Origin of the sequence: Microcystis aeruginosa NIES-4325 (genome assembly GCF_008974145.1) — a bacterium.
Lineage (GTDB): Bacteria > Cyanobacteriota > Cyanobacteriia > Cyanobacteriales > Microcystaceae > Microcystis > Microcystis aeruginosa_G.
The window spans coordinates 15,382-38,921 of sequence record NZ_BJKP01000034.1 but is presented as its reverse complement, the minus strand read 5'-3'; the positions used below and the strand labels follow the sequence as shown (position 1 = coordinate 38,921).

The window sequence follows — 23,540 nt, the reverse complement described above, 5'->3', positions numbered from 1 at the left end:
ATAGGCAAAAGGCAATAGGCAATAGGCAAAAGCTTTATCGAAATGTGTAATTAATTTTGCTTAGGTACTTAGTAAGACTTATATGACCAGAGTAGAGGGTGAGAACACACGTTTAAGACATTATCTAGCCCGATTGCATCGCCAAACACTCTGCTATTCTAAGTCTACAGAAATGTTAGGATACTCTATTCGTTTATTAATTCATTATCTGAAGTTTCAAGAAGTGCCTATTCCTTACTGATTCATAGCTTAATTCAGCAACGCCAGCATTTTTACACTGCACAATTCCTGGCTCTACTTGATTGATGTATAGCGGTTCTCACGCCCGTGTGACACACTTAAACCTTTGATAATTAAGCTTTTCAACATTGATAATGTACCTCTTGCGAACAGGAAACGCTATAATAAGGTATTTGGCGAGATTCCTGCTAACTGACAAGTTTTTTGGTGCGGTATCTTCTGACTCTTTAACCAAAGAACTTCCATCTTCAGGCGTTCGGCGAGACTTCGGCGTGAGACTTCGGCGTGAGCTTTTGTCGAACGCTCAGTCGAGCGGACGGTGAGCCTGTAGAACCGCTGCGTGAGCTTTGTCGAACGCTCAGTAGTTCGACAGGCTCACTAACACGAACGTTCAGCCGAACCGCCGAACGGGTGTGGGGTATAGGGAAGGAAACCTCTTTCATCTGTGGTGGTGAAAATTTTTTTCATCGGTACTGCCTCCTGATAACCCATAACTGATAACCCATAACTGATAACTGACCTACTCCTCGGTAGCAGCGAGAACTAAATCTTCCTCCTCCAAGGCGGGGGGGACTTCAATTTCTTCAACTACTTCCGAGATAGTCCGGCCTTCCGCTTCCGCTAGACGTTTTTCTCGGTATTTAATCGCCATTTCTTCGGCTTTCTCAAACACTAACGGGCGATTTTTTAGCATATCTCCCGGTTCTGGCTCTAATTGTTTAGTCGAGAGGGAAATGCGACCTCTTTCGGCATCGAGATCGATAATCATCACTTTTAACTCATCATTGACATTAAAAACCGTGTGGGGGGTGTCAATGTGATCGTGAGAGATTTCGGAAATATGCAGTAAACCACTGACTCCACCGATATCGATGAAAGCACCGTAGGGCTTGATTCCACGCACGGAACCGATTACCACCTGTCCCACGGCTAAACCGTTCATCTTGCGTTCCACTAAAGCGCGACGATGACTCAAGACGAGACGGTTGCGATCCTCATCCACTTCTAAAAACTTTAAGGGCAATTCCTGACCAACTAAATCCTCTTTCGCCTCTCTGGTGCTAATGTGAGAACCGGGGATAAAGCCGCGGAGACCTTCAATCCTGACTAATGCCCCACCACGGTTAGTGGCGAAAACATTTGATCGCACGGTAGCATCTTCTTTCTGTAATTGACGCACCCGTTCCCAAGCGCGCATATATTCAATGCGACGGATCGACAGGGTTAGCTGTCCATCTTCATTCTCGTCGGTAAGGATGAAAAATTCCCTGGTTTCGTTGGGTTGTAAAACTTCTTCGGGATTATCGACGCGGTTGATCGACATCTCCTGCACGGGGATAAAAGCGGCGGTTTTAGCACCGATATCGATGAGCGCTCCCCGGGGTTCCATGCTGAAAACAGTCCCGGCGACAACATCTCCCGGACTGAAATGATAATCGTATTTGTCTAGAAGGGCGGCAAAATCTTCATGGGTAAAGCCTATGTTTTTGTCTGCGGTTTTTTGGGTGGTCATGTACGTTGTTTGGTCCTCGGAATTTCCGTAGGTTTTTCCTCCTATGTGATGTACAGTTTCTAAATAAAGGAGATGTATCCCAATTTAGTTTCCAGGCAGAGCCTAGGGGATGAACTGCCGCATCCCGCTTTCCTAGAGGCAATCCGCCTCAAGAATGACTTTTAGGAATCTAACCAGAGCTTGGGCTTTAAATACCACAAGGGATCCTAATTATAACTGAATCGGGAACTATTTAAGACGAGGTGATCACGCTGGCTTCTTCCACTGGAGACCAAGAAGGATGAGTGCGTTCGATTTCGGAGGATTGCAGCAGCGCTAAAGCGGCGATAAAGTCTCTAATTCCCTGAAAATTGCCGTAAACCGAAGCAAATCGCACATAGGCCACTTCCGATTCTTGCCGGAGGTATTCTAGGACTAATTTACCGATCTCCTGACTTGTTACCTCCCGTTTTGAGTCTTGCTGCAGACGGGATTCGATATCATTGACGATCGCATCTAATCTTGAGTGGGGAATGCCAGTTTTTTCGCAGGCGCGGACGATCCCCCGCAGCAATTTAGAGCGATCAAAAGATTCTCGTTTACCATCTTTTTTAATCACCGTGATCGGCACGAATTCGATGCGCTCGTAGGTGGTGAAGCGATATTTACACTTTAAGCATTCACGACGACGACGAATGCTCTGACCGTTTTCGGAGGAACGGGACTCTAAAACGCGACTATCGGTATGCTGACAATTAGGGCATTGCATAGGAGGCGCTCGGTGAGGGGAACCTTTAATTTAAGCCTTTAAATACGAAAACCAGAGCCGCTAACCTGCTTTTGACAAGCGGGCGGCTCGGGGAAGAAAATTATTAACCTAAACGGAGTTAAGAAATTTACTTTTGAATCCGGGGAGGTTCCCGGAAGGCGATGGCGAAGAAAATTACCGCCAAAGCCATAGTTAAAACCAAAATGTAAGCGACGCTTTCCATGGTTGGACATCCTACAAGATTGCTATGACAATCCTATAGTATCAGGAAATGAGCTTTTCGGCTTGTCTAGGTATGTAATCTACACCACCAGAATCAGTGGCGATCTATTTAACGCTAACTTTTGCCCCAGCGTCTTCCAGTTTTTTCTTGACGGCGGCGGCATCATCTTTGTTAGTGCCTTCTTTAACCGCTTTGGGAGCTGCTTCTACCAGGTCTTTCGCTTCTTTGAGTCCTAAACCGGTCAATTCGCGCACTACCTTAAGGATAGCAATTTTCTTGTCGGCGGGAACTTCTTCGAGAACGACGTTAAATTCGGTTTGTTCTTCCACAGCTTCAGCAGCAGCCGCGGGAGCAGCTCCAGGGGCAGCCATCATCATCATGCCACCAGCTGGAGCGGCGGCGCTAACTCCGAAGGTTTCTTCGATACCTTTGACTAATTCGGCAGCTTCTAAGAGGGTCAGGGTTTTGAGTTTTTCTAAGATTTCAGCTACAGCAGACATGGGTTAGACTCCTAATTGTTTTAAGTGATTGATTGGCGCGGTATTAAGCCGCTTCTTTTTCTTCTTGACGGGCCACGGCATCGACGGCACGGGCCAAAGATGCGGGAACTTCGTTGATGCTGCGGGCTAGTTTGGTGGCAATGGCGTTGATTGCTCCAGCGGCCTGAGCGATTAACTGTTCTTTCGACGGTAAATCAGCGATCGCTTTGATCTGATCTTCTGTCAACAGTTGACCTTTTGTCCCTTCTTTGAGGACTCCGCCGCGCAATTCGGTTTTTTTGCTTTCTTTTTTGAACTCTTGATAGGCCTTGAAAGCTCCACCGATATCCTCTTTTACAAGCAGAAAGGCGGATGTTCCCGATAAAAGGCTTTTCATTGGTTCCCATCCACTATCTTCAGCGATCGCCAAGCCCATCAAAGTATTTTTGGTGACTTTACAAATCGTTCCCGTGGGGCGCAATTTGCGGCGTAGATTGCTGATTTCGGCGACGGTTAAACCTTGATAGTCGATGACCATCGTTAATTGAGCTTCGCTAAGAGAGGTTTTTAGTTCTTCTAGAATTACTCCCTTGCTTTCTCTGCTTCTCCCCATCCCTTGTTCACCTCCTGTATGCGGGGGACTGGTTCCACAGGTACAAAAATAACCCCTTGTAGCGCCGGGGTTGAGTGAAGAGAATTCAGTTCAGGCACGACCAAGAAAGAACGTATCTCTTTCTTTAGTCTTTTTGGCTGCTGTTTTCTCGCTTTGACCTCGGCAGGGTATTTAAGCTGTTTTGCGCCTGCTGTCTTTGGCTTAAGCCATTACCCTATCGTAACATTATTGCTGGGTTTATGTCAAGCCCTAGGAGAGATTGTCAGCAATTCTAAATTTGCCCTGTAGCAAGGCTTTTGGGAGTTAGTTCGCATCATACGGGCTACAATTCAATGGGATGGCGAATTTCATTTGACGAGTCTTCAGGCTTTTGACGTGATAGTACACCCAAAGTTGCCCCAAAAATCCGCCTTTAAAATGTTCTTTAAATCCCTAAAAGGCTTGCTGTGTCTAAAACTGAGAATTGCTGGCGCATCTTAACAATCCTTGACAAAATGAACTTTATGTGAGTTGCTTACCCAGAGAGCGATTCAGCCATATTTGAGGAGAATTGGCCATCTCAATTGTTAAGCAAAAATCGACCCATTTGGTCGATTTCGTAACTATTCTGATTGACTGGTATCACCTGAAATGCCCATGCGGACAACAAAATTGGCCAATTGTCAATAGCTTTTGAGATGCTCTCACCCTGAAAAAAACACTTTTCTATTTTTTTGCTGGGTATTTTATTCTCTGGAAGTCCCTTATTGATGTTGAAAAGCTTAATCGGCAAAGGTTTAAGCGTGCCACACAGGTGCAAGATCTGCACCCTAATTAATTTGCAAGAGTTCTAATATCTGAACTTCCCTCATACATATATAGCGTTTCTGATTCACACGAGGTACATTCCCGATCCTGAACAGCTTAATCAGCAAAGGTTTAAGTGTGCTGCACAGATGCGAGAACCGCTATATACCATTCTTAATGGAAAAGATTTCTCTCCATTTGCTAGAATGGTATATATGTATATAGAAAAAGTTCCTAACCGTAATTCCCCTCCCGCTGTTCTTCGTCGAGAGTCCTACCGAGAAGGAGATCAAGTCAAAAAAAGAACCCTGGCCAATCTATCAAAGTTACCCGATGATATTATCGACAATCTGAAACTGGATCTTAAAGGGGCAACACTGTCCATGACTGAAGGCATTCCCAATCAGTTTGAAGTGATTGGGAATGCCTTCCTCATGGTCATGTAATGGCTATTTTAGAGACGATTAAAAAATTAGGTTTAGATAAAATAATCAGTGAAAAATCCTCCCGAATCAGAAACTTAGTAGTGGCGATGATTGTGGCAAGAATCATCAATCCTAAATCGAAACTAGCCACAGCGAGAGGGTTTAATAGCGAGACTTGTAGTCAGAGTTTAGGACAATTGTTAGACTTAGAGAAAGCCGATGAAGACGAATTATATAACGCCTTAGATTGGTTATTAGAAAAACAAGAGAAAATTGAGAAGCATCTAGCACTTAAACACTTACAATCAGGAACATTAGTATTATATGACATCACTTCTACTTACCTAGAAGGAAATGGTTTTGAACTGTAAAAATATGGTTATAATCGAGATAAAAAGAAAGGGAAAACTCAGATAGTTTTTGGTTTGTTATGTTCAGCTAAAGGTTGCCCGATAGCGGTAGAAGTATTTGAAGGAAACACCTCAGACGGTGCTACTTTAAGCGGACAAATTGAGAAAGTCAGAAAGGGTTGGGGGATTGAGAATGTGGTCTGGGTAAGTGATAGAGGAATTTTAACCAACTCGAAAATCAAGGAATTAGTAAAACCGATAGAAGGATTAGACTATATTACTGGTTTAACTAAGCCTCAAATTCGGAAACTGGCTGAGGTAGAAGTGATTCAATTAGGATTATTTGATCGGGTAAACTTGGTGGAATTTGAGAGTGAAGATTATCCCAACGAAAGATTAATTGCTTGTCAAAATCCCTTAATCGCCCAGAAAAATAAACAACAAAGAGAGGCCTTATTAGAAGCGGTAGAGAAGGAACTAGATTTGATTGTTCAGGCGACTCAAAGGGAGAAAAGAGCTTTAAAGGGTCAAGATAAGATAGCTTTGAGAGTGGCCAAGGTTCTTAATCAGTTGAAAGTCAATAAATACTATAACCTAGAGATAACAGAAGAAGGCTTTTCTTATCAGCGTAAGCTGGAATTAATCGCTCAAGAAACGGCATTGGATGGTGTGTATGTGTTAATAACTTCTCTGGAGTCAACGTTGATGGATGCAGCGACGACGGTTAAAGCTTATAAAAGTTTATCTCAAGTGGGGGAGGCATTTCGCTGTTATAAGTCAATTGATTTAAAGGTACGTCCTATCTATGATTATCAGGGTGATAGAGTCAAAGCTCATATCTTTTTATGTATGTTGGCTTATTATGTGGAATGGCATTTAAAACAGTTCTTGGCTCCTTTATTATTTGAGGATGAAGAAATTGATGATAGTTCTCTGAATGTGATTAAGGCGAGTCCCAGTGAATTGGTGCAATCTAAAGAGAGAAACAAACGGAATCAAGAGAACCTCCCTGTGCATAGTTTTTGGACTTTGTTGGAAGACCTGGGGACAATTTGCTTGAATACAGTGGGATGTACGATTAGGGAGGGAACTTATCGTTTTTCTAAGATAACTCGACCGACCCAACTGCAACAAAAAGCGTTAGATTTATTGGGAGTTTCCCTGATTTGTACCCAGTAACGAGGCGGCGTAAATTCTCTTAATCCCTTCTACAGCACAGGTTATGGCTTTTTGTCAACGGGGAAGTCCAGAAAGAAAAATAAACTTGAATCATTAGAGTTTTATTTGGAGTTAAAATATTCAATAACAATTTATACTGATAATGACGAGGAATATGTATCAGAAATTAAGGATATTCTGGGATGTTTCACTCAGGGAGAAACGATAGAGGAAACCTTAATCAGTAAACAGTAAACAGTAATCAGTGAACTGAAAACTTATATCTGATAACTGATCACTGATCACTGAATTAAAGCCATTCGATTTCTTTAGCTTTTTCGGGTAATTTAGCCGTGGCTTGTCCTTGACTGCGGGACTGAAACCCAATTAAATCGAGGGGAGTAGCCAATAAATCTACTATGTCAGCCTTCCCAAATAGTAACTTGAGGGTATTTTTCGGTAGTTCTTTTAATAACCAACGACCGAGAGTAAAAAATAACTCTTGATTGGTTAAAGGTCGCATCAATTCGACGCCGTGCAATTCATGAAGATAACGATTCGAGCACCCGTAACGTTTTAATTGACTTCTTAAGTCTTCTAAGGTGGAACGATGACGATGGTAAATAATTGCCTCTCGTGCGTAGGTTAATTGCCAGTCGGTTTGTTGTTGAATACGCCAACATATATCGGCATCACCACCAGTAGTTAAATAAGGACGAAATAAACCAACTTTTTGAAAAGCTTCTCGACGAATAGCGAGGTTAGCAGTTTGACCGTAGGGACAAAAAGAATGTTCTAAAAGAAATTTTGGTGACATAAAGTGACGACGTTCCGCATACTTTTCCAACCAATTTGAACCGGTTAAGGCGGCAATGTCGCCCGCTACCAGACCGATGTTAGGATCGCTAAAGGGTTGAACCAGTTCTGTCAACCATTGCGGTGCGGGACGACAATCGGCATCGGTAAAGGCTAGAAAAGGATAACGAGAACTCTTGATCCCTTTGTTACGAGCGGCGTAGGAGCTTTGTATGTGATTTTCGCTTAAAATGCTCAGGTTCAGTCCCCGGTGTTCTTGTGCTGCCTTCCCTAATAATTCTGCTGTGCGATCGCTACTATTATTATCAACTAAAATATATTCAACTAATTGACGGGGATAGGTCTGTTTGGCTAAACAATCAATGAGAGGGGGTAGATCTTTCTCCCCGTTATAAATTGGCACGATCACGGATAATTCTGGCAAGAACTGTAAGGTAGTTGACATCGTTGGAGTCCAATAAACGGCGGACGGTTGAACTATTTGCTACAATACTACTATAATTAATAGCAACAAAAAGCAAGTCTATTGTCACTTATTTTAGACCAACGATGAAAAGTTTCTTCCGAAAATTATTTTTCTATGCGGGTATTGTTTGGCTTTCACCTTTAATCATTGCTTTTCAGGTAGCTAATAATCGAGAACTTATCTTAGGTGATGTGCGGCGTTGGGTAGAGTTATTAGGCTGGGAAAAAAGAGCAGATTGGTTACAATTATTAGCTCTGTGTCTGGAGGTAAAAGAATTTAGAAATTTATATTATTGTCGTCTTTTCCAAGGTGGTTCATTCAGCCGTTTTTTCATGTATATTCTTCGGTTTTTCTATCGAGAAAGTTCCTATTTATTTCTAGATTCTTCCTGTTCTATTGGCAAAGGATTATTTATTCAACACGGTTTTAGTACGATTGTTATGGCGGATTTGGGCGATAACTGTTGGATTAATCAACAGGTAACAATTGGCTATAAAGATAAAAGCGGTCGCCCTAAAATTGGCAATAATGTCAGGATTACCGCCGGTGCTAAAGTCTTAGGAAATATCACCATCGGCGATAATGTCACCGTGGGCGCAAATTCAGTGGTAGTCAAAGATGTTCCACCTAATTGTGTGGTGGTGGGTATTCCTGCTCGTATTGTTAAACGGGACGGCGTTAAAGTAGATGAAAAATTATAAACGTTGACTTAAAATATATTCGGCAATTGCTAAATCCCCCGGAGTAGTAATTTTTAAGTTAGTTTCTTCACCGACGACAATTTTGACGGGAAAACCACATTTTTCTAATAAGGCAGCATCGTCGGTGACTTCCCAAGCTAATTTTCGGCCCTGTTCATGACATTCTCTTAATAATTTTACCTGAAAACCCTGGGGGGTTTGGGCTGCCCACAACCGCGATCGATCGGGTGTATCCTCAATCCAACCCTTGCTATCGACAATTTTAATCGTATCTTTCACTGGAATCGCCGCTATGAAACCCTGACAAGTGGCCAAAGCGACAGCACAACGATCGAATAATTCGGGAGTGGCTAGACAGCGCGCCCCATCGTGAATTAAAACCGTCTCAGCCCCCTCTGGTAGGGCTTGTAAGCCATTGTAAACCGATTTTTGTCTGGTTTCGCCTCCTTGAATGATTTGCACGGGTTTAAGGGCATTTATGGCGGTGATAATTTCTCGTATATCCTCAAAGTCTTCCGGTTGTGCCATGATGCCAATCCAGATAATTGCCCTAGATTGCATGGCAGCCAGCAAAGTCCAAGCGAGGAGCGGTTTTCCGTGCAGGGTGAGCAGTAACTTATTGCGATCGCTACCCATACGTTTACCCATTCCCGCTGCTGGAATTAACAAATACATATTTTTTTCAGGTAAAAAGTTAAGAATTCAGTGGACAGGAGTGGGAAGCTTTTTGCTTGTTAAGTAAGTGGTTTCAATATATCCCCCCTTAATCCCCCCTTGATAAGGAGGGTGCCGATGATTGTTAATAGCTTAAATAACTCCAAAACTATGCATCTTAAGAGAATAAATCGAGGGGAAAATGACCATAAGTACCGACTAATTGATCATTTTCTGATTGACAAGAAATCAGAACACCGCGATAGGTTCCCGTATAGGAATCGAGATAGGAAGCTTGTCTTTGGGTATTATACTTAATATACACCGCTCCCTGTTCTGGCTGGTCTTCTGGGAGACTATTAGGTAGGGGGTATCCTAGGGCTTGTAGATAACTTTTTAGGGCTTTAAATCCCTCTTCACTGTTATCGGCACAGATACCTAAATTAATTGATTCCGAACCTTGGTTAACTAATAAAATTGCCTGTCTTAGGGCTTCTTCTTCTTCGGGAGATTGGGCAATTTTTAGTTTAATACATCCATATTCTTTTAGGAGTTTCAAGGCTTCTTCAATAGACATGAGCGGTTAGATAGGCGGGGCTAAAGATAAAAAATAAACTGTTGCTGCTCTCCTTAACGATAAATTCCCAAGAAAAAAAGCCCTAAATCATTGGGGTTTAGAGATAGGAAAATTTTGCATTGGTTTTAATCGTAAGATCGCCAATTTCGATCATATCAGGTTGGGGACAGGAAAATTTATCGGGTTTGTTTGATCGCTCCATTTTGTGCGGGCATTTCACTCGCTGCTTTTTGATAGCTGAAGTAAGCACCTACATCCTGAGGGGAAAAGAGGAGTATTTCTGGTGAGATAGAGTCTCACCAGCTTCAGTCAACTCCTCCCGTTTTTCTAGGGCTTTTTCTTCGGTTGTTTCAGAGTCTTGCAGTTAAATTTCCGCCACGGCTCTTTCGATTAAACGACGAGCCAGGGTTTGAATGCCAGTATGTTCATAGTAATTAGTCGTCATATCGAGGAATGCCCCGACATATACTAATTTATCGGCAGAAAAGTCGATAAATCCCTGAATTTTGCTCAATAATCCCTGCTGGCTCAAACTGCGCTCGCTGACAAAACCACTCATCCAACCTTTAGTGGAGTCGAAACTTTGACCGATAAAGTCTAATTTTCTGGCACTATTTCCCCCCGGAATCAATTCTTTAATACTGCCGAAAGTGGAGTTAGATTCTAATTCTTCCGGCCTGAGAATGCTGAGGGTGGATTCCACTTTCCGTATAAAACTACCCCCCAAGGGAATTAAACCATCCAAACAAACTAACGCCGCCATCCGCATCAGGGATTCGCCGCTATAATCTCCCAGAGAAGCGACGAAATCATCGATACTATCCCCCGGAATGCCATTAATTTGACAAAAAGCGATTAATTCTGTCACCAATTTCAGAGTTAGATCGATGGTTTGCGCTTTTTCGGGGGCAGGGGTTAATCTTTCGATTAAACCACCCATGAGGGGAATTTTACCACCGACGGCATTGGCAAGAGAGGCGGTGGCTAGGGCATTATCGGCGCTGTCGATGGTTTGGTAGAGCCAGAGCGCCCGTTGATAGCCCTGGGATTTATCATTAAACAACCAAACGGCTCGATCGCCAATCTGTTGAATCATACTTTCGTCGGTTTCGCCGGTGACTGTGATAATCGTATTTTTAAACCCGACTAGGTTATCCCACTGTCCCGGGACCACATAATCAAGGGTTTTGAGAACTTTGACGGTGAGATTATTCGTCGGTAATTCGTCCACCAGTTGAAAAATTGGCTTACTCACGGATGTCTCCTTACTTTAATTTTGCTAGACCATCTAAATCGAACTTAGCTAACCAAGCTTGGCGATCGCTGGCGGTAAAATCTGCATCCCGCGATAAAACCTTGACTTGATAGCGATTATTGACTAAAACGGCGCTGGCGGTTGTACCCTGTTCGACAGAGGGAAAACCTTTAATCGTGGTTTGACTGTCTTGGAATTTATTGGCCGCGGCGGGATTATTGCTAATGTCAGATATGGCTAACATGGCTAGAACTTTGCCATCTTGCTTCAGTTTTGCCTCAGCAAAGCCTTTTTTCTCCTGGGTATAGACGCGCTCGTATCCTCCCCCAGAAGGCGGGAAAAACTGATTAAAACTGCCGCCAGAGGTGGATTCTTTCACCACTGCCGCCGCCCCGCGAGCGGTACTTTCTTGTTGCGCTTGGTCAAATTGCGAGGGAGCTTTAGCACAGGAAGTTACTAGCAAAAGTACCGCCAATACCCCTGCTATCAAGATTTTGCCAAATCGAAAGTTCATAGTTATCTTAATTAAAACTTGCTCATGTTTGTTTGTAGTATATCCCTCGCTGATTGCTGATTATTGTTAAGTTTTTCTAGATTCTGCCACACCAGACCGAAAAAAACAGAAAATCAGCAAAATTCGAGTCAATAACAAAGACAGGAGGCAGGCCCGATGAAAAAATTTTCACCCCCACAGACGAAAGAGGTTTCTTTCCCTACACCCCACACCCCACACCCTGCCCCCAGGAAAACCTTTTTCGGCAAACCCTAGCTACAGTCCCGCAATTGCCCCTCGCGCCATAGATGCGATCGCTTGTTCCGTGGCCCGGGGTAGATGATAATACTTACCCCCGGCTTTTAGGGCTAATTCTTTGGCAAAACCAGTGGAGACGAATTTTTTCTCCGTATCGATAACCAGCAGTTTAATGCCTAAAGAGCGAATTTTAGCGGCAATATCGAGCAGTTCTGCCTTAATATCCGGTTTTTCCCCCTCCGGAATCGGTTCGCCTAAAGATTTCGCCAAAGGAATATTACTTCTCCCGTCGGTAATCGCCACAATCACCACTTGACCGATATCCCCCGATAAACGGGCATTCATCCCCACATGAACCGCTTGGGTTAAACCGTGGGCTAAGGGGGAACCGCCGCCACAGGGCAGGGTTTCCAGACGTTTTTTCGCTAGGGTAATCGATTTGGTCGGCGGCAATAGTACCTCTGCTCGCTCACCCCGGAAAGGAATCAGGGCAATCTGGTCGCGATTTTCGTAAGCTTCCGTTAACAGACGCATAACCGCACCTTTGGCCGACTGCATCCGATTCAGGGCCATGGAACCGGAGGCATCAACGACAAAGACAATTAAAGAACCGGCCTTGCGGGCCAGCCGTTTTGAGCGCAGATCCCCTTCTTCTATAATCACATGACGTTCGGGATTCCTTAAGCGACGGGCTTTTTGATAGGGGGCGGCCGCCCGGAGAGTGGCATCGACGGCGACTCTTTTCACCTTGCCCCGGGGTAACATCGGCTTAATGTAACGTCCTCTATCTTCCGAGAAAATCAGGTTACGCGCCCCCGATTTCCCCTGACGCTGGGCCATCTGGGCAAAATACAGCACACTGGGATCCAGTAAAACCCCTTCTGGGTCGAAAACAAATTCTTCCGGCAAATTATCGGGCTGTTCCGGTTCTTTTTCTTCCTCCTTCTCCTCCTCTTTTTCTTCCTGTTCCTGCTGGTTTTCGTCTTGGGGCGGTTCCGGGGGTGGCGGGGGTGGCGGTGGCTGTTGTTCCTGTTCTGGAGGTGGCGGCGTAATCAGCGATCGAGGTACAATAACTAATTCGACGGCTCTTTTTAAGTCATCGGCACTGACTAAATCCCGACCTTCTAAAGCGGCGGCCGCCTTGGCTACTCTCACGGCAAAAATCTCGGCGCGATGACCTTCTACCCTACCGCGCACCGCTTCCTCCACTAGATAACTAATTTGTTCGGGTTTAATTTTTACCTCTTTTAACCATTCCCTCGCCAGAATAATTTCGGTTTTTAGATCGTCGATTTCTTGGGCATATTGGGCGATAAAAGCACTGGGAGAAACAGCATACTCGATCGCCTGATTGACGGCGGTGACTCGTTGGTCTAAACTAAGGACACCATCGGCGGAAAGAGCAATGGCAATTCTATCTAATAAATGGGTTCGTAAATCCCCTTCTTCTGGGTTATAAGTAGCGATCAGGATTGGTTTACAGGGATGTTGAAAACTGATGCCTTCCCGTTCAATTTGGTTACGTCCTTCGCTTAAAACTGTGAGTAATTGGTTAGCAATTTGGTCATCGAGTAGATTAATTTCATCGACGTAGAGAATTCCCCGATGGGCGCTGGCTAATAAACCGGGTTGAAAGACCGGTTCCCCCTGTTTCACCGATTCTTCCACATCGACGGAACCCAATAAACGATCCTCGGTGACTCCTAGGGGAATCTGCACGAAAGGGGCCCGGATAACTTCTGTGGGGACTTCTCCACTGCTATATTCTTCTTTAGTGCGATCGTCCCATTCGTCGGGATTGTTGGGATCACAATTAAAGACATTACCTGCGATAATTTCGATCGGTGGCAATAGAGAATGTATCGCCCGCGCCATGACTGATTTGGCGGTTCCCCGACGACCGGCAATTACCACACCCCCCAGGGCGGGATCCACGGCGGCTAAGAGTAGGGCTAATTTAATCGCTTCTTGGCCGACAACGGCAGTTAGGGGAAAATTGAGGGTCAGAGTGGGCATAGATCTAGATTCAGGCGGCCACATTCTAGTGTAAAACAGAAGCTCCCGGGTCTGGCACTTTTCCCCTTTTGATTCCCGAACTCAGATTTTAGCTGCATCTCGATGGATTTCTTCATCCCTGAACCGATCGAGAAGTTACCGGGTTAATCTAGGATTAGCTCCTAATAACGGCTGTAGAGAGGACAGAAATATGATAACGACAATAATCGATCGCCTCACCCAAACCAACCCGCAAATTATGCGAGAATGGCAAGGAAGATTAACCCCGAAAAATATCTCGATCGCCTCGATTATCTCCCTTGTTGGTCAATTATTAGTTTATTTATACTATCAAAATCTCTTGCCGGTAGGGGCGGGATTTAGTCGTTACTGTACCGCTAATCCCCCCAATAACAACGATTATTATCCCTACAGTGGGCTTAAATACTGTATCCAAGACTTAAATGGTCAATGGATGATTATCTCCCGGTTATGGTGGTTAGATATCTTCACTTTTCTGAGTATTACCGGCATTTTCGCTCTTTTAGTGGTGGGAACCTATCAATTAATTGCCGATCTTTCCGGGGAAGAGCGCCAGGGTACACTTAATTTTATCCGTCTGAGTCCCCAACCCGCCAAAACGATTTTTATCGGCAAAATTTTCGGGGTTCCCATTCTCCTCTATCTCGTCTGTCTTCTCGCTTTACCCTTTCACTTGGGGGCGGGTTTATTAGCAGGTATTCCCTTATCGTTAATTTTAGCCTTCTACGGGGTTCTGATCGCTAGTTGTGCCTTTTTCTATCATGCCGCCCTTAGTTTCGCTTTAGCCACGCCATGGTTAGGGGGATTTCAACCCTGGTTAGGCAGTGCTACAGTCTTAATCTTTGTGTTTTATAGCAGTATTTTTACTTTATCGGGCTTTAACGGTCGTACCCCCTTTGATTGGTTAATTCTCTTTAATCCTAGTTTTGTCCTTCCCTATCTAGTTAAATCTACCTTTCTCCCCCCCGACGCGGTACGCTATCTAGGAATCTCACAAATCTTCGATCTGCGTTGGTACGGTCAATCTCTCTGGCAATCGGTTATAGTGGGTATTAGCTTAATTTTGCTCAATTTTGCCCTCTGTACCTACGGTTTAACCCGAGTTCTCCAGCGTCGCTTCCATAATCCCCTCGCTACTCTTGTTAGTAAACCCCAAAGTTATTGGATGATGGGCTGTTTTAGTGCCATTAGCCTGGGTTTTGTCTTCCAAACTCTGGAACCGAGCTATCTTTTCGATAATTTTGCGATTCTTAGCGTTTTTGTGGCGATTTTTGGCTTGTTAATCCTTTTTGCCCTCACTCCCCCCCGTCAAACTCTCCAAGATTGGGCGCGCTATCGTCATCTGCAAAGAAAAACGGGCATTAGTCTGGGGAAAGCTTTAATCTTCGGCGAAAAAAGTCCTTCTACCCTAGCCATGGCTGTTAACGTCGCCATTGCCATTTTATTCATTCTTCCCGCTATTTTTATCGCCCCTCTCCATCAATATAAACTAGCCACTGCAGCCGGGTTTTTCTTGGCAATGAACATGATTTTAGTCTATGCCGCTATCGCCCAATTATTGATGTTAGCCAGCACAAATAAGCGCGCTTTGCTGACAGCCACTAGCATCGGCATTTTGATTATTTTCCCCTTCCTCTGTTTCGCTGTCTTGCGAGTTAATCCCAGTCAATCTCCGCTGTTATGGTTTTTTACTTTTCTTCCCATTGCCGCTACTAAATACGCGACACTTCCCTCTTTCGCTTTAGCAATCTTCAGTCAGTGGTTGGGTTTAACTCTCGTCGGATGGCAAATTAATCGGCAATTAAATCGCCTTGCTGCCTCGGCAACTAAAGCGTTAATCCCAAGCTGAAAAATACCGACTCACATCGGTTAAATTTTTTTTCCAAAAAAGCTTGACAAAACCCCACGACTTGACGGAAAATTTCTGATGCTGAAAAAATGGCAGATGCGATTAAAGTCGGTTTAATTGGGGATGCTCAAGATACATCAGAATCTCAATCAGCTATCTTAAAAGTTACCCAAAAAACGATTCTTAAACCCTCTAATTTACAGTCATCTGCTTAACCCGAACTGGGGTTAAATCCGGTTATTAAAGACTGATTACCTATTGCCTAGGATTTAGTATTATGGTAGTACTTCTAAGGATTGCCAGAAAAGAAAGAGCGCCACGCTGCTGTCCCGATCGCTCCTCCTAAAAGGATAATTAACGTCCAAACTTAATTTTTTTGGGTTTCTTCCACCTTTTCTAGTCTTCTATCTATCCCATCGACTTTCTCAGTTAGTTTTGCTTGTCCTACCTCTAGCTTAGTTAGCCGTTCGTCGATTTTATCAAATTTGTGGTTAAAATCCTTCTGTAGGCTATCAAATTTGTGGTTAACATCTTGTTGCAAGGTATCGATTTTTTGGTTAACCTCCTTGATGCTGTCTTTGATTTCCTTGAGGACGGATTCAAGACTATAAGTAACGGTTTCGTTAGACATTTTCGTAAAATACCTGGGAGTAAGTTTTCTTAAGCGCTCTCCGTTGATAGTACAATAATTTTATCTCTAGATTACTGGAGAGAACGTATCTGCAATTGGTAATAATTCTCGTCTAAACCTTGATTCTGCTTGTTACTAACTGAATTAAGCTGTTTTTGCAGTGCCAAAATGCGATCGCCTGTAGCGGGATGGGTGCTGAGAATTGCGGGGGTAGAACCCCCCTGTTGTGCTAATTTTCCCATAAAGGAGATCATCGCCGTGGCTGCATAACCAGCCTCAGCTAGATTGTTTAAACCCAGTCGATCCGCTTCTAACTCATCCTTGCGACTATTGGGCAGATTATAGGCGAGATTGACCCCCAATTGTACCCAAGTTTTTGTGTCTAATCCCGCCGCGCTGAGAAGTCCTTGGGCGAGGGCATTATTGCGTAATTGGGTGATAGAATGACGACCGACGATATGGCCGAGTTCATGGGCAATCACGCTGGCTAATTCCGCCTCATTACTGGCAGTTTTAATCAATCCCGTGTGTAAATAGACAAAGCCGCCCATAGTAGCGAAGGCGTTAATACTATTGTCGCGCACCACTTGAAAAGTGTAGGGAAGGTTAGGGCGATCGCTTGTTGCCGCTAGTCGCTGCCCGATTGCTTGGACATATTGGTTAATTTTGGCATCTTTGGACAGTTTTATCTTACCCGATTCTAATAAACCCTGATTAATCTGCCTACCGAGAGCGACTTCCTGCTGAGGAGAAATAGTGGCGAGTTGAATAACTTGCACACCGCGAAAAAGTAAATCCATCCACGAGCGTGCGAAACTAGGTTGGGGATTGACAATCCCGATACTGAGGGTGAGCAGCAGAGTAATAAGGGTTAATAGCCAAAAACGGTAAAAAATAGGGCGCATAGACGATTCGATCGCATAAAAACCTCATTCCCATTCTAGACAGTCCCTATCACCCTTTGTCTGTTACTGTCCCCGATTGGTTTGATAGACGTAAAAGTTAAATAAATCGAATAAACTGCCAACAAAAGCAAAGGTGACAGCGATGGTTAACATTCCTTGTAGGGGATAACCGTCGCCGAAAATGGTTAAAAATTGCAGGATTTGGCTAAAAACAGTCTGAGAAACCCAAGTAAAGCCAGGGACATGACTGGTGGCGAATAAAGCAGTTAAAATAGAACCCACCAAGAGGACGGGGGCAACAAAACTTAATAGGGTGGAAAATAGCAGGGAACGGAGCAAAGTAAGCATGGGTGCTGATCTCCAGAGAATTAGGGGGCGATCGAACGGGAATAGGAATCTATACTCGCTCCCCTATAGAATATACGTTCATCTCGGCTAGGGGCGGTTTTTTAAAAAATCTTAAAATATCATTAAGATTCTTGGTTAAGAACGATTAAGTGGTAAGCAGTGTGGGAAGTGGGGAGCCTTTGTTCAGTGATCAGTAAACAGTAATCAGTGAGGGGTGAGGAAGTGGGGAAGTGGGGAGAATAAGTAGAAATAATCTCCTGTCTCCTGTCTCCTGACTCCTGGTAACTGATAACTGGAACTAGCTGAAGCATTGATCCCCGTGGTGTGGTACTGTCAATTCAGTGTATTTATCGGCACTGGCTTAAGATTTGTCGCTATTGTCCTCCCCTTCTCCCGTCGCTGTTTTTGAGGCTTTCTATGACCGACATTCCTTTCACCCTAGACCAACTGAGAATTCTCAAAGCGATCGCTGCCGAGGGAAGCTTTAAACGGGCGGCAGATACGCTGTATGTATCCCAACCGGCGATCAGTCTTCAGGTACAAAACCTCGAAAAACAGCTAAATGTGCCGTTATTTGATCGAGGCGGTCGGAAAGCTCAATTAACGGAAGCGGGACACCTACTCTTAAGCTACGGCGAAAAAATTATCACTCTCTGTCAAGAAACCTGTCGGGCGATCGAAGATCTACAAAATCTGCAAGGGGGAACCCTAATCATTGGTGCTTCCCAAACCACGGGAACCTATCTTCTTCCCCGCATGATCGGGCTTTTTCGCCAAAAATACCCAGAAGTATCCGTACAGCTACAAGTTCATTCTACTCGTCGCACCTCTTGGAGCGTTTCTAACGGTCAAGTGGATTTAGCCATTATCGGGGGAGAAGTTCCCGCCGAATTACAAGAAACCCTGCGGATTATCCCCTACGCAGAAGATGAACTGGCTTTAGTCCTGCCGATTTTTCATCCTCTGTCTAAGGTGGAAATGATTCAAAAAGAGGATTTATATCGACTAAAATTTATCACCCTCGATTCCCAATCGACGATTCGCAAAGTCATCGACAAGGTTTTAACCCGTTGCGAGATCGATACCAAACGCTTAAAAGTGGAGATGGAACTTAACTCGATCGAGGCGATTAAAAATGCTGTACAATCCGGTTTAGGGGCGGCTTTTGTTTCGGTGACAGCGATCGAAAAAGAACTACAAATGGGCGTGATCCACGCGACCAGAATTAAAGATGTGGAAGTACGACGCACTTTGTCGGTAATTATTAACCCGAATCGCTATCGATCGAAAGCCGCCGAAGCTTTTACCCTAGAAATACTACCCCAATTCTCCACCTATCCCGAATATCTGGCTGACGACCACAACTTTGAACCGATTCCTAACTCGCAAACCGCCGAAATTATGAGTAAATAAGTCCATCGAGATGGGCAAAATCTCCCTCGGAACATTGAAGCTATCTCTTGGGAAAATTACTGCCGGGATAAATTACTTTTTTATCGACTTTAATCCAATGGAGACTTTCTAAACGACTTCTAAGATTAGTAATAGTTACTCCCAACTCGTCGGCGATCGCATACAGATGTCGCCATTTAGTCAAGTCACGTCCCTTGATGGCTTTCTCTAACTCACTCATCGGCATTAGTAAACAACTGGCAAAATATTGGGCTTGCCATTCAATTCTTTGGCTAGAATCAACTGTCCGACAAAGAAAAGGTTGAATTGTCTCTAAGGAATCTCCCTGATTGATTCGATCTAAAAAGTTAGAGACGGCCGTTTGATTAATATGAAGGACAAAATGACCAATTTCATGGGCTAAACTCGAATTTTTAAATCCTTCTTTTGCTAGGGATGAATTTTGGTAATCTTTTAAGAACTTTACATCTTCATTGAGAATAATTTTCTTTTCTGTGGGAATAATCATTGCGGCGATTTCTCCCTCTTGATCTGGCTTTATATCCGTCCATTCAATAGCTAAATCAAAATAATCAGCCGCTGCTTCCGCAATATCGCAATTTTTTAAGGGACGACGACGATGAGCTTTTACTTTCTTCAGAATATTGTCTGCCTGAGCTTCAATCACTGTTTTGGGAATAAAACTATAGGGTTTAATAATATCCAAGATATTTACTCCTCTGGTTCTAATTTTGTCGCCTCAGAAATAATTTTTTTGGCAAAATTGGGATTGTCTTTCATGCGACGCAATAAAATCGGCATTTGTTGGTATTTTTGAACTAATTCTTTGAAGACTTTTTGATCATCTGAACTAATTCGTCCCGCCAATTCCCCTAAGGTTTGAGCATTTAATTTTAAATGAGTCGCTAAGGACTCAATAACTTGCTGACTAGGAGGATAACCCGCATGATCATTTTCTAGCTTTGATAGATAGGTATAGTCCACCCCGATCAACTTAGCTAGTTCTCTCTGACTATATTCCTCCTCTCGACGAGCTTTGCGGATAACCTGTCCAAATGTTTCTGACACTGCTTTTCTCCCAACCGCTCAAAAAAATTATATCAAGGGTTGACTATTTAAATCAACATAGGCTAGAGTTAGTTCATTGGCGTTGATTATTTTAGTCAACACCAGAGCAAACACTGCCGTATCATCCTAGCATTATCCTGACCGAGGGGAAAAATTGTGTCCTGCCAGTTACCCAAAAAGCCTTGGCATCCTCCAATGAGCTATCTTCTTTGGCGATCGCTTAAACCGGCGATCGGTCATGAGAATTGGCATTGTCAGACAAAACGGGGGTTTGAAAAAGCGCGAAACAAAGAACCAGAAGTCCAAAGATTACTATCACAAGATAATCAAGCGCAAAAAATTGGTAAGTTAGCACAACGAGGAGTTTTTGAGTTTCATCAAGAGCCAGCGAGATTATCCGGTTCTGATGGGGTGGAACAAGTCGCAGAAATCCTGCAATTAAATCAAGAATCTCCAGAAATTCAAGCCAGGGTTTTAGTAATTTTAAACAATTACTATCAACAATCAATTTTATTGAATCAAGAGATTATTAATTTATCTAGAGGCGATGAAGGTTATCCAGAACCTATTATTATCGAGCAAGGTAACTATCGGTTTAATTTGTACGCTGCCTTCGATTGTATTTTTAGAGAAGCTGATGACACTATACATATTTTAGATTTAAAAACTGGTCAATCTAATTTTGATCGTCGTCAGGCTCATGTGTATTTACTAGCGGCTAGTTACCGTTATCCTCAGAAAAAAATTGTGGCTTCTTTTTACAATTTAGAAACCCAAACAAGCTCAGAAAAAATATCCCTGTCTTCCGAGGCAATAGAAGCAGTTAAAATCGAACTAGCTTTCCTGTCCAAAAAACATCAGCAACAACTAAAAAAATATAAAGATCACCCCGAAGATTTTTATCATATTTTCCCGCCACAAAGTGGCTATGCCTGTCGTTATTGTCCTTTTACATCGATTTGTGATTATGCAAATAAGGAGGTTTAGATCATGAATTACACAGTAGCTAACACAGCCAACTCCCCAATATTTTTGAGTGAAATTAGTTCCTTAACTCTCAAGAATAGTTGTTTGAATTGTTTTAAGTTTAATCATCAAATTACTAGGAAAATAGGCAATCGTTTTAGTTGGCAATTCAGTCATAAGTTTCCCAATGTGGTGGTTATTTTTGAAGATAATTGTTTTTGGGTATTAGCTAAAGATGAAAAATTTCTTCCCTCTCCACAACAGTGGAAAGAAGCTTTATCAGATATTCAAGAGGTTTTACGAGAAGATATTGGCGATTACTATTATTCTATTCATTGGCTAAAAGACTTTCAGATAACAGCTTTAGTTACAGCACAATTAGCAGTTAGAATTCTGAAAATATTTGGTAAATTTTCCTATCCAATAGTTTTTCCTAAAGATAGTGAGATAAGTGAAAACCAAGTACAGGTAAGGAGAGAAGTTAACTTTTGGGCAGAAATCATCAATGACACCGATCCGGCTATTTGTTTAACTGTTGACAGTAGTATTGTCTATAGTGGAGATTTAGAACAATTTTATGAAAATCACCCCTATAGACAAGATGCTGCTAAATTATTAGTAGGTTTAAAGGTTAAAACTATAGAAACTAATGGGACAGCTAAAATTATTAGAATAGCGGGTACAATTGGGGAAAAAAGAGAGTATCTATTAACAAAAGCTACGGGTTCAATTAGTCGAAGAAAATTAGAAGAAGCTCATCTAGATCAACCAGTGGTGGCGGTACAATTTGGCAAAAATCCCCAGGATTATATTTATCCATTAGCAGCTTTAAAACCCTGTATGACAGATAAGGATGAGAGTTTATTTCAAGTCAATTACGGAGACTTATTAAAGGAAACAAAAATTTCCTATGCTAAACGACAAGAACTATTAAAGTTATATAAACAGGAAGCACAAAATACTTTAAATAACTTTGGATTTCAGTTAAGAGAAAGAAGTATTAACAGCCAAGAATACCCCGAATTCTTTTGGACTCCTTCTATTTCTCTTGAGCAAACTCCTATCTTATTTGGTAAGGGAGAAAGGGGAGAAAAAAGAGAAACTCTCAAAGGATTATCGAAGGGGGGTGTATATAAACGTCATCGAGAATATGTTGATCCTGCTCGTAAAATTCGTTTAGCTATTCTCAAACCAGATAGTTTTAAAGTAGGAGATTTTAGAGAACAATTAGAAACCCGATTAAAGCTTTATAAATTTGGGACTATTTTGCCACCAGAGAATCAAATAAATTTTTCTGTCGAAGGTGAAGGTTCTGAAAAAAGAGCTAGACTGGAAGAAGCAGTTGATCAATTAATTCGAGGAGAAATTCCTGTAGATATTGCCTTAGTATTTCTTCCCCAGTCTGATCGCAATGCGGATAATACTGAAGAAGGGAGTTTATATTCCTGGATAAAAAAAAAGTTTCTGGATCGTGGAGTTATAACTCAAATGATTTATGAAAAGACTTTAAATAATAAGGGTCAATATAATAATATTCTCCATCAAGTTGTCCCCGGAATCCTAGCCAAATTAGGAAATTTACCCTATGTCCTTGCTGAACCTCTAGAAATTGCCGATTATTTTATTGGTTTAGATGTGGGAAGGATGCCTAAAAAAAATCTTCCGGGGAGTCTCAATGTTTGTGCAAGTGTGCGACTATATGGAAAACAGGGAGAATTTGTTCGCTGTCGGGTAGAAGATAGTTTAACCGAAGGAGAAGAAATTCCTCAACGGATTCTGGAAAATTGTTTACCGCAAGCTGACCTAAAAAATCAGACAGTTCTCATTTACAGAGATGGTAAATTTCAAGGAAAGGAGGTTGAAAATTTACTGGCAAGAGCTAGAGCAATTAATGCTAAATTTATTCTCGTAGAATGTTATAAGACTGGCATTCCTAGACTTTATAATCTTCAGCAAAAACAGATAAATGCTCCCGCCAAAGGATTAGCTTTAGCTTTATCAAATCGGGAAGTTATCCTGATAACGTCCCAAGTTTCTGAAAAAATTGGTGTTCCTCGTCCCTTGCGCTTAAAAGTTCATGAATTAGGAGAGAAAGTAAATTTAAAACAGTTAGTTGACACTACCTTAAAATTAACTTTACTTCACTATGGTTCTCTCAAAGATCCCCGTTTACCTATCCCTTTGTATGGAGCGGACATTATTGCTTATCGACGCTTACAAGGAATTTATCCTAGTTTATTAGAAGATGATTGTCAATTCTGGCTTTAGAGAGAAAAATTATGTATAATTCCCATAGCAATCTACACCATCTAGAAAAATTAGTCAGTGATTTAGTTACCCAAATTAGTTTACTGACGGCAGAAAATCGAGCAATTAAAGAAAGATTAGCCTATCTTGAATGGGACTTACACCGAGAAAATCGATGTTGACAAGCCGAAAATTTATGTCTACGTCAAATGGTTGACTACTGCTCCGAAGAATATAATTCTCTTGAGGATTCTCTAAGATAATTACTATAGCAGTTACTAGGAATTGCATAGCCGTTTTTTTTGGGGAGCAAGCTTTAGA

At 42.6% G+C, this 23,540-nt stretch carries 22 protein-coding genes, 3 pseudogenes and 1 other annotated feature; of the genes and pseudogenes, 9 read left to right on the top strand and 16 right to left on the bottom strand.

The features are described 5' to 3' along the window. Positions 1–64: 64 nt before the first annotated feature. Positions 65–241, top strand: a pseudogene (locus MiAbW_RS15925) (IS1 family transposase); the annotation flags it as partial. Positions 242–760: 519 nt separating this feature from the next. On the opposite strand, the gene MiAbW_RS15920 reads toward MiAbW_RS15925, so the two are convergent. The 5 genes from MiAbW_RS15920 to rplJ form a co-directional block, all read right to left on the bottom strand. After that, positions 761–1,753 (bottom strand): 30S ribosomal protein S1, encoded by a 993-nt coding sequence (locus MiAbW_RS15920; protein WP_151696891.1) that lies wholly within the window; start codon positions 1,751–1,753, stop codon positions 761–763. Between the two features lie 232 nt (positions 1,754–1,985). After that, positions 1,986–2,501 (bottom strand): transcriptional regulator NrdR, encoded by a 516-nt coding sequence (gene nrdR, locus MiAbW_RS15915; protein WP_151696890.1) that lies wholly within the window; start codon positions 2,499–2,501, stop codon positions 1,986–1,988. Positions 2,502–2,628: 127 nt separating this feature from the next. After that, positions 2,629–2,724: a photosystem II reaction center protein T gene (locus MiAbW_RS15910; RefSeq protein ID WP_071823417.1), complete on the bottom strand. Its 96-nt coding sequence runs from the start codon at positions 2,722–2,724 to the stop codon at positions 2,629–2,631. Positions 2,725–2,828: 104 nt separating this feature from the next. Beyond that, positions 2,829–3,224, bottom strand: coding sequence for a 50S ribosomal protein L7/L12 (rplL, locus tag MiAbW_RS15905; RefSeq protein ID WP_149986343.1), 396 nt, complete (start codon positions 3,222–3,224; stop codon positions 2,829–2,831). A 43-nt stretch (positions 3,225–3,267) separates the two neighbouring features. After that, positions 3,268–3,816, bottom strand: a complete 549-nt coding sequence (gene rplJ / locus MiAbW_RS15900) for a 50S ribosomal protein L10 (RefSeq protein ID WP_002737633.1) — start codon at positions 3,814–3,816, stop codon at positions 3,268–3,270. A 36-nt stretch (positions 3,817–3,852) separates the two neighbouring features. Continuing rightward, positions 3,853–4,034, bottom strand: a sequence feature (ribosomal protein L10 leader region). A gap of 783 nt (positions 4,035–4,817) precedes the next feature. On the opposite strand from rplJ, the pseudogene MiAbW_RS20600 reads away from it, so the two are divergent. Further along, a pseudogene (locus MiAbW_RS20600) lies at positions 4,818–6,556 on the top strand (IS1634 family transposase). Between the two features lie 289 nt (positions 6,557–6,845). Here the strand turns inward: MiAbW_RS20600 and MiAbW_RS15885 are convergent. Beyond that, complete coding sequence (locus MiAbW_RS15885; protein WP_151696888.1) at positions 6,846–7,796, bottom strand: glycosyltransferase; 951 nt, start codon at positions 7,794–7,796, stop codon at positions 6,846–6,848. A gap of 104 nt (positions 7,797–7,900) precedes the next feature. Between MiAbW_RS15885 and MiAbW_RS15880 the strand changes: the two genes are divergently transcribed. Next, on the top strand, positions 7,901–8,518 hold the full coding sequence (locus MiAbW_RS15880) for a serine O-acetyltransferase (RefSeq protein WP_151696887.1): 618 nt from the start codon (positions 7,901–7,903) through the stop codon (positions 8,516–8,518). Here MiAbW_RS15880 and ispD read toward each other — a convergent pair. The 5 genes from ispD to bchD all read right to left on the bottom strand — a co-directional run bounded on the left by ispD (position 8,513) and on the right by bchD (position 13,771). Then, positions 8,513–9,193: a 2-C-methyl-D-erythritol 4-phosphate cytidylyltransferase gene (gene ispD, locus MiAbW_RS15875; RefSeq protein ID WP_151696886.1), complete on the bottom strand. Its 681-nt coding sequence runs from the start codon at positions 9,191–9,193 to the stop codon at positions 8,513–8,515. The two genes, MiAbW_RS15880 and ispD, sit on opposite strands and share 6 nt — an antisense overlap. Before the next feature lie 157 nt (positions 9,194–9,350). Further along, a complete protein-coding gene (locus MiAbW_RS15870; RefSeq protein WP_151696885.1) occupies positions 9,351–9,749 on the bottom strand; it encodes a DUF1824 family protein in 399 nt (132 codons plus the stop codon). Between the two features lie 364 nt (positions 9,750–10,113). Then, positions 10,114–11,004 carry a hypothetical protein gene (locus MiAbW_RS15860; protein WP_151696884.1) on the bottom strand — a complete coding sequence of 297 codons (891 nt, stop codon included), beginning with the start codon at positions 11,002–11,004 and terminating at the stop codon, positions 10,114–10,116. A gap of 10 nt (positions 11,005–11,014) precedes the next feature. Beyond that, entirely contained in the window at positions 11,015–11,518 is a 504-nt protein-coding gene (locus MiAbW_RS15855; protein ID WP_151696883.1) for a hypothetical protein, read from the bottom strand. Positions 11,519–11,773: 255 nt separating this feature from the next. Next, a complete protein-coding gene (gene bchD / locus MiAbW_RS15850) occupies positions 11,774–13,771 on the bottom strand; it encodes a magnesium chelatase ATPase subunit D (protein WP_151696882.1) in 1,998 nt (665 codons plus the stop codon). 190 nt (positions 13,772–13,961) lie between these two features. On the opposite strand from bchD, the gene MiAbW_RS15845 reads away from it, so the two are divergent. Both MiAbW_RS15845 and MiAbW_RS20495 read left to right on the top strand, forming a co-directional pair. Then, positions 13,962–15,641, top strand: coding sequence for a hypothetical protein (locus MiAbW_RS15845; protein WP_151696881.1), 1,680 nt, complete (start codon positions 13,962–13,964; stop codon positions 15,639–15,641). 89 nt (positions 15,642–15,730) lie between these two features. Further along, positions 15,731–15,856 carry a hypothetical protein gene (locus MiAbW_RS20495; protein ID WP_274596536.1) on the top strand — a complete coding sequence of 42 codons (126 nt, stop codon included), beginning with the start codon at positions 15,731–15,733 and terminating at the stop codon, positions 15,854–15,856. Positions 15,857–15,930: 74 nt separating this feature from the next. Here the strand turns inward: MiAbW_RS20495 and MiAbW_RS15835 are convergent. The 3 genes and pseudogenes from MiAbW_RS15835 to MiAbW_RS15825 all read right to left on the bottom strand — a co-directional run bounded on the left by MiAbW_RS15835 (position 15,931) and on the right by MiAbW_RS15825 (position 17,525). Next, positions 15,931–16,272: pseudogene (locus MiAbW_RS15835) on the bottom strand (DUF4164 domain-containing protein). Positions 16,273–16,343: 71 nt separating this feature from the next. Then, on the bottom strand, positions 16,344–17,177 hold the full coding sequence (locus MiAbW_RS15830) for a M48 family metallopeptidase (protein WP_151696880.1): 834 nt from the start codon (positions 17,175–17,177) through the stop codon (positions 16,344–16,346). A gap of 63 nt (positions 17,178–17,240) precedes the next feature. Then, positions 17,241–17,525, bottom strand: a complete 285-nt coding sequence (locus tag MiAbW_RS15825; protein ID WP_002775456.1) for a hypothetical protein — start codon at positions 17,523–17,525, stop codon at positions 17,241–17,243. 417 nt (positions 17,526–17,942) lie between these two features. On the opposite strand from MiAbW_RS15825, the gene MiAbW_RS15820 reads away from it, so the two are divergent. Continuing rightward, complete coding sequence (locus MiAbW_RS15820; RefSeq protein WP_151696879.1) at positions 17,943–18,938, top strand: LysR family transcriptional regulator; 996 nt, start codon at positions 17,943–17,945, stop codon at positions 18,936–18,938. 40 nt (positions 18,939–18,978) lie between these two features. On the opposite strand, the gene MiAbW_RS15815 is transcribed toward MiAbW_RS15820, so the two are convergent. Then, entirely contained in the window at positions 18,979–19,644 is a 666-nt protein-coding gene (locus MiAbW_RS15815) for an ImmA/IrrE family metallo-endopeptidase (RefSeq protein WP_151696878.1), read from the bottom strand. Positions 19,645–19,649: 5 nt separating this feature from the next. Beyond that, on the bottom strand, positions 19,650–20,006 hold the full coding sequence (locus tag MiAbW_RS15810; protein WP_151696877.1) for a helix-turn-helix domain-containing protein: 357 nt from the start codon (positions 20,004–20,006) through the stop codon (positions 19,650–19,652). Positions 20,007–20,201: 195 nt separating this feature from the next. Between MiAbW_RS15810 and MiAbW_RS15805 the strand changes: the two genes are divergently transcribed. The 3 genes from MiAbW_RS15805 to MiAbW_RS19640 are packed head-to-tail and all read left to right on the top strand — an operon-like array spanning position 20,202 to position 23,401. Next, positions 20,202–20,993 carry a PD-(D/E)XK nuclease family protein gene (locus MiAbW_RS15805; protein WP_151696892.1) on the top strand — a complete coding sequence of 264 codons (792 nt, stop codon included), beginning with the start codon at positions 20,202–20,204 and terminating at the stop codon, positions 20,991–20,993. Between the two features lie 3 nt (positions 20,994–20,996). After that, a complete protein-coding gene (locus MiAbW_RS15800) occupies positions 20,997–23,240 on the top strand; it encodes a Piwi domain-containing protein (protein ID WP_151696876.1) in 2,244 nt (747 codons plus the stop codon). A gap of 11 nt (positions 23,241–23,251) precedes the next feature. Beyond that, positions 23,252–23,401: a hypothetical protein gene (locus MiAbW_RS19640; RefSeq protein ID WP_172967386.1), complete on the top strand. Its 150-nt coding sequence runs from the start codon at positions 23,252–23,254 to the stop codon at positions 23,399–23,401. Positions 23,402–23,540 lie beyond the last annotated feature (139 nt).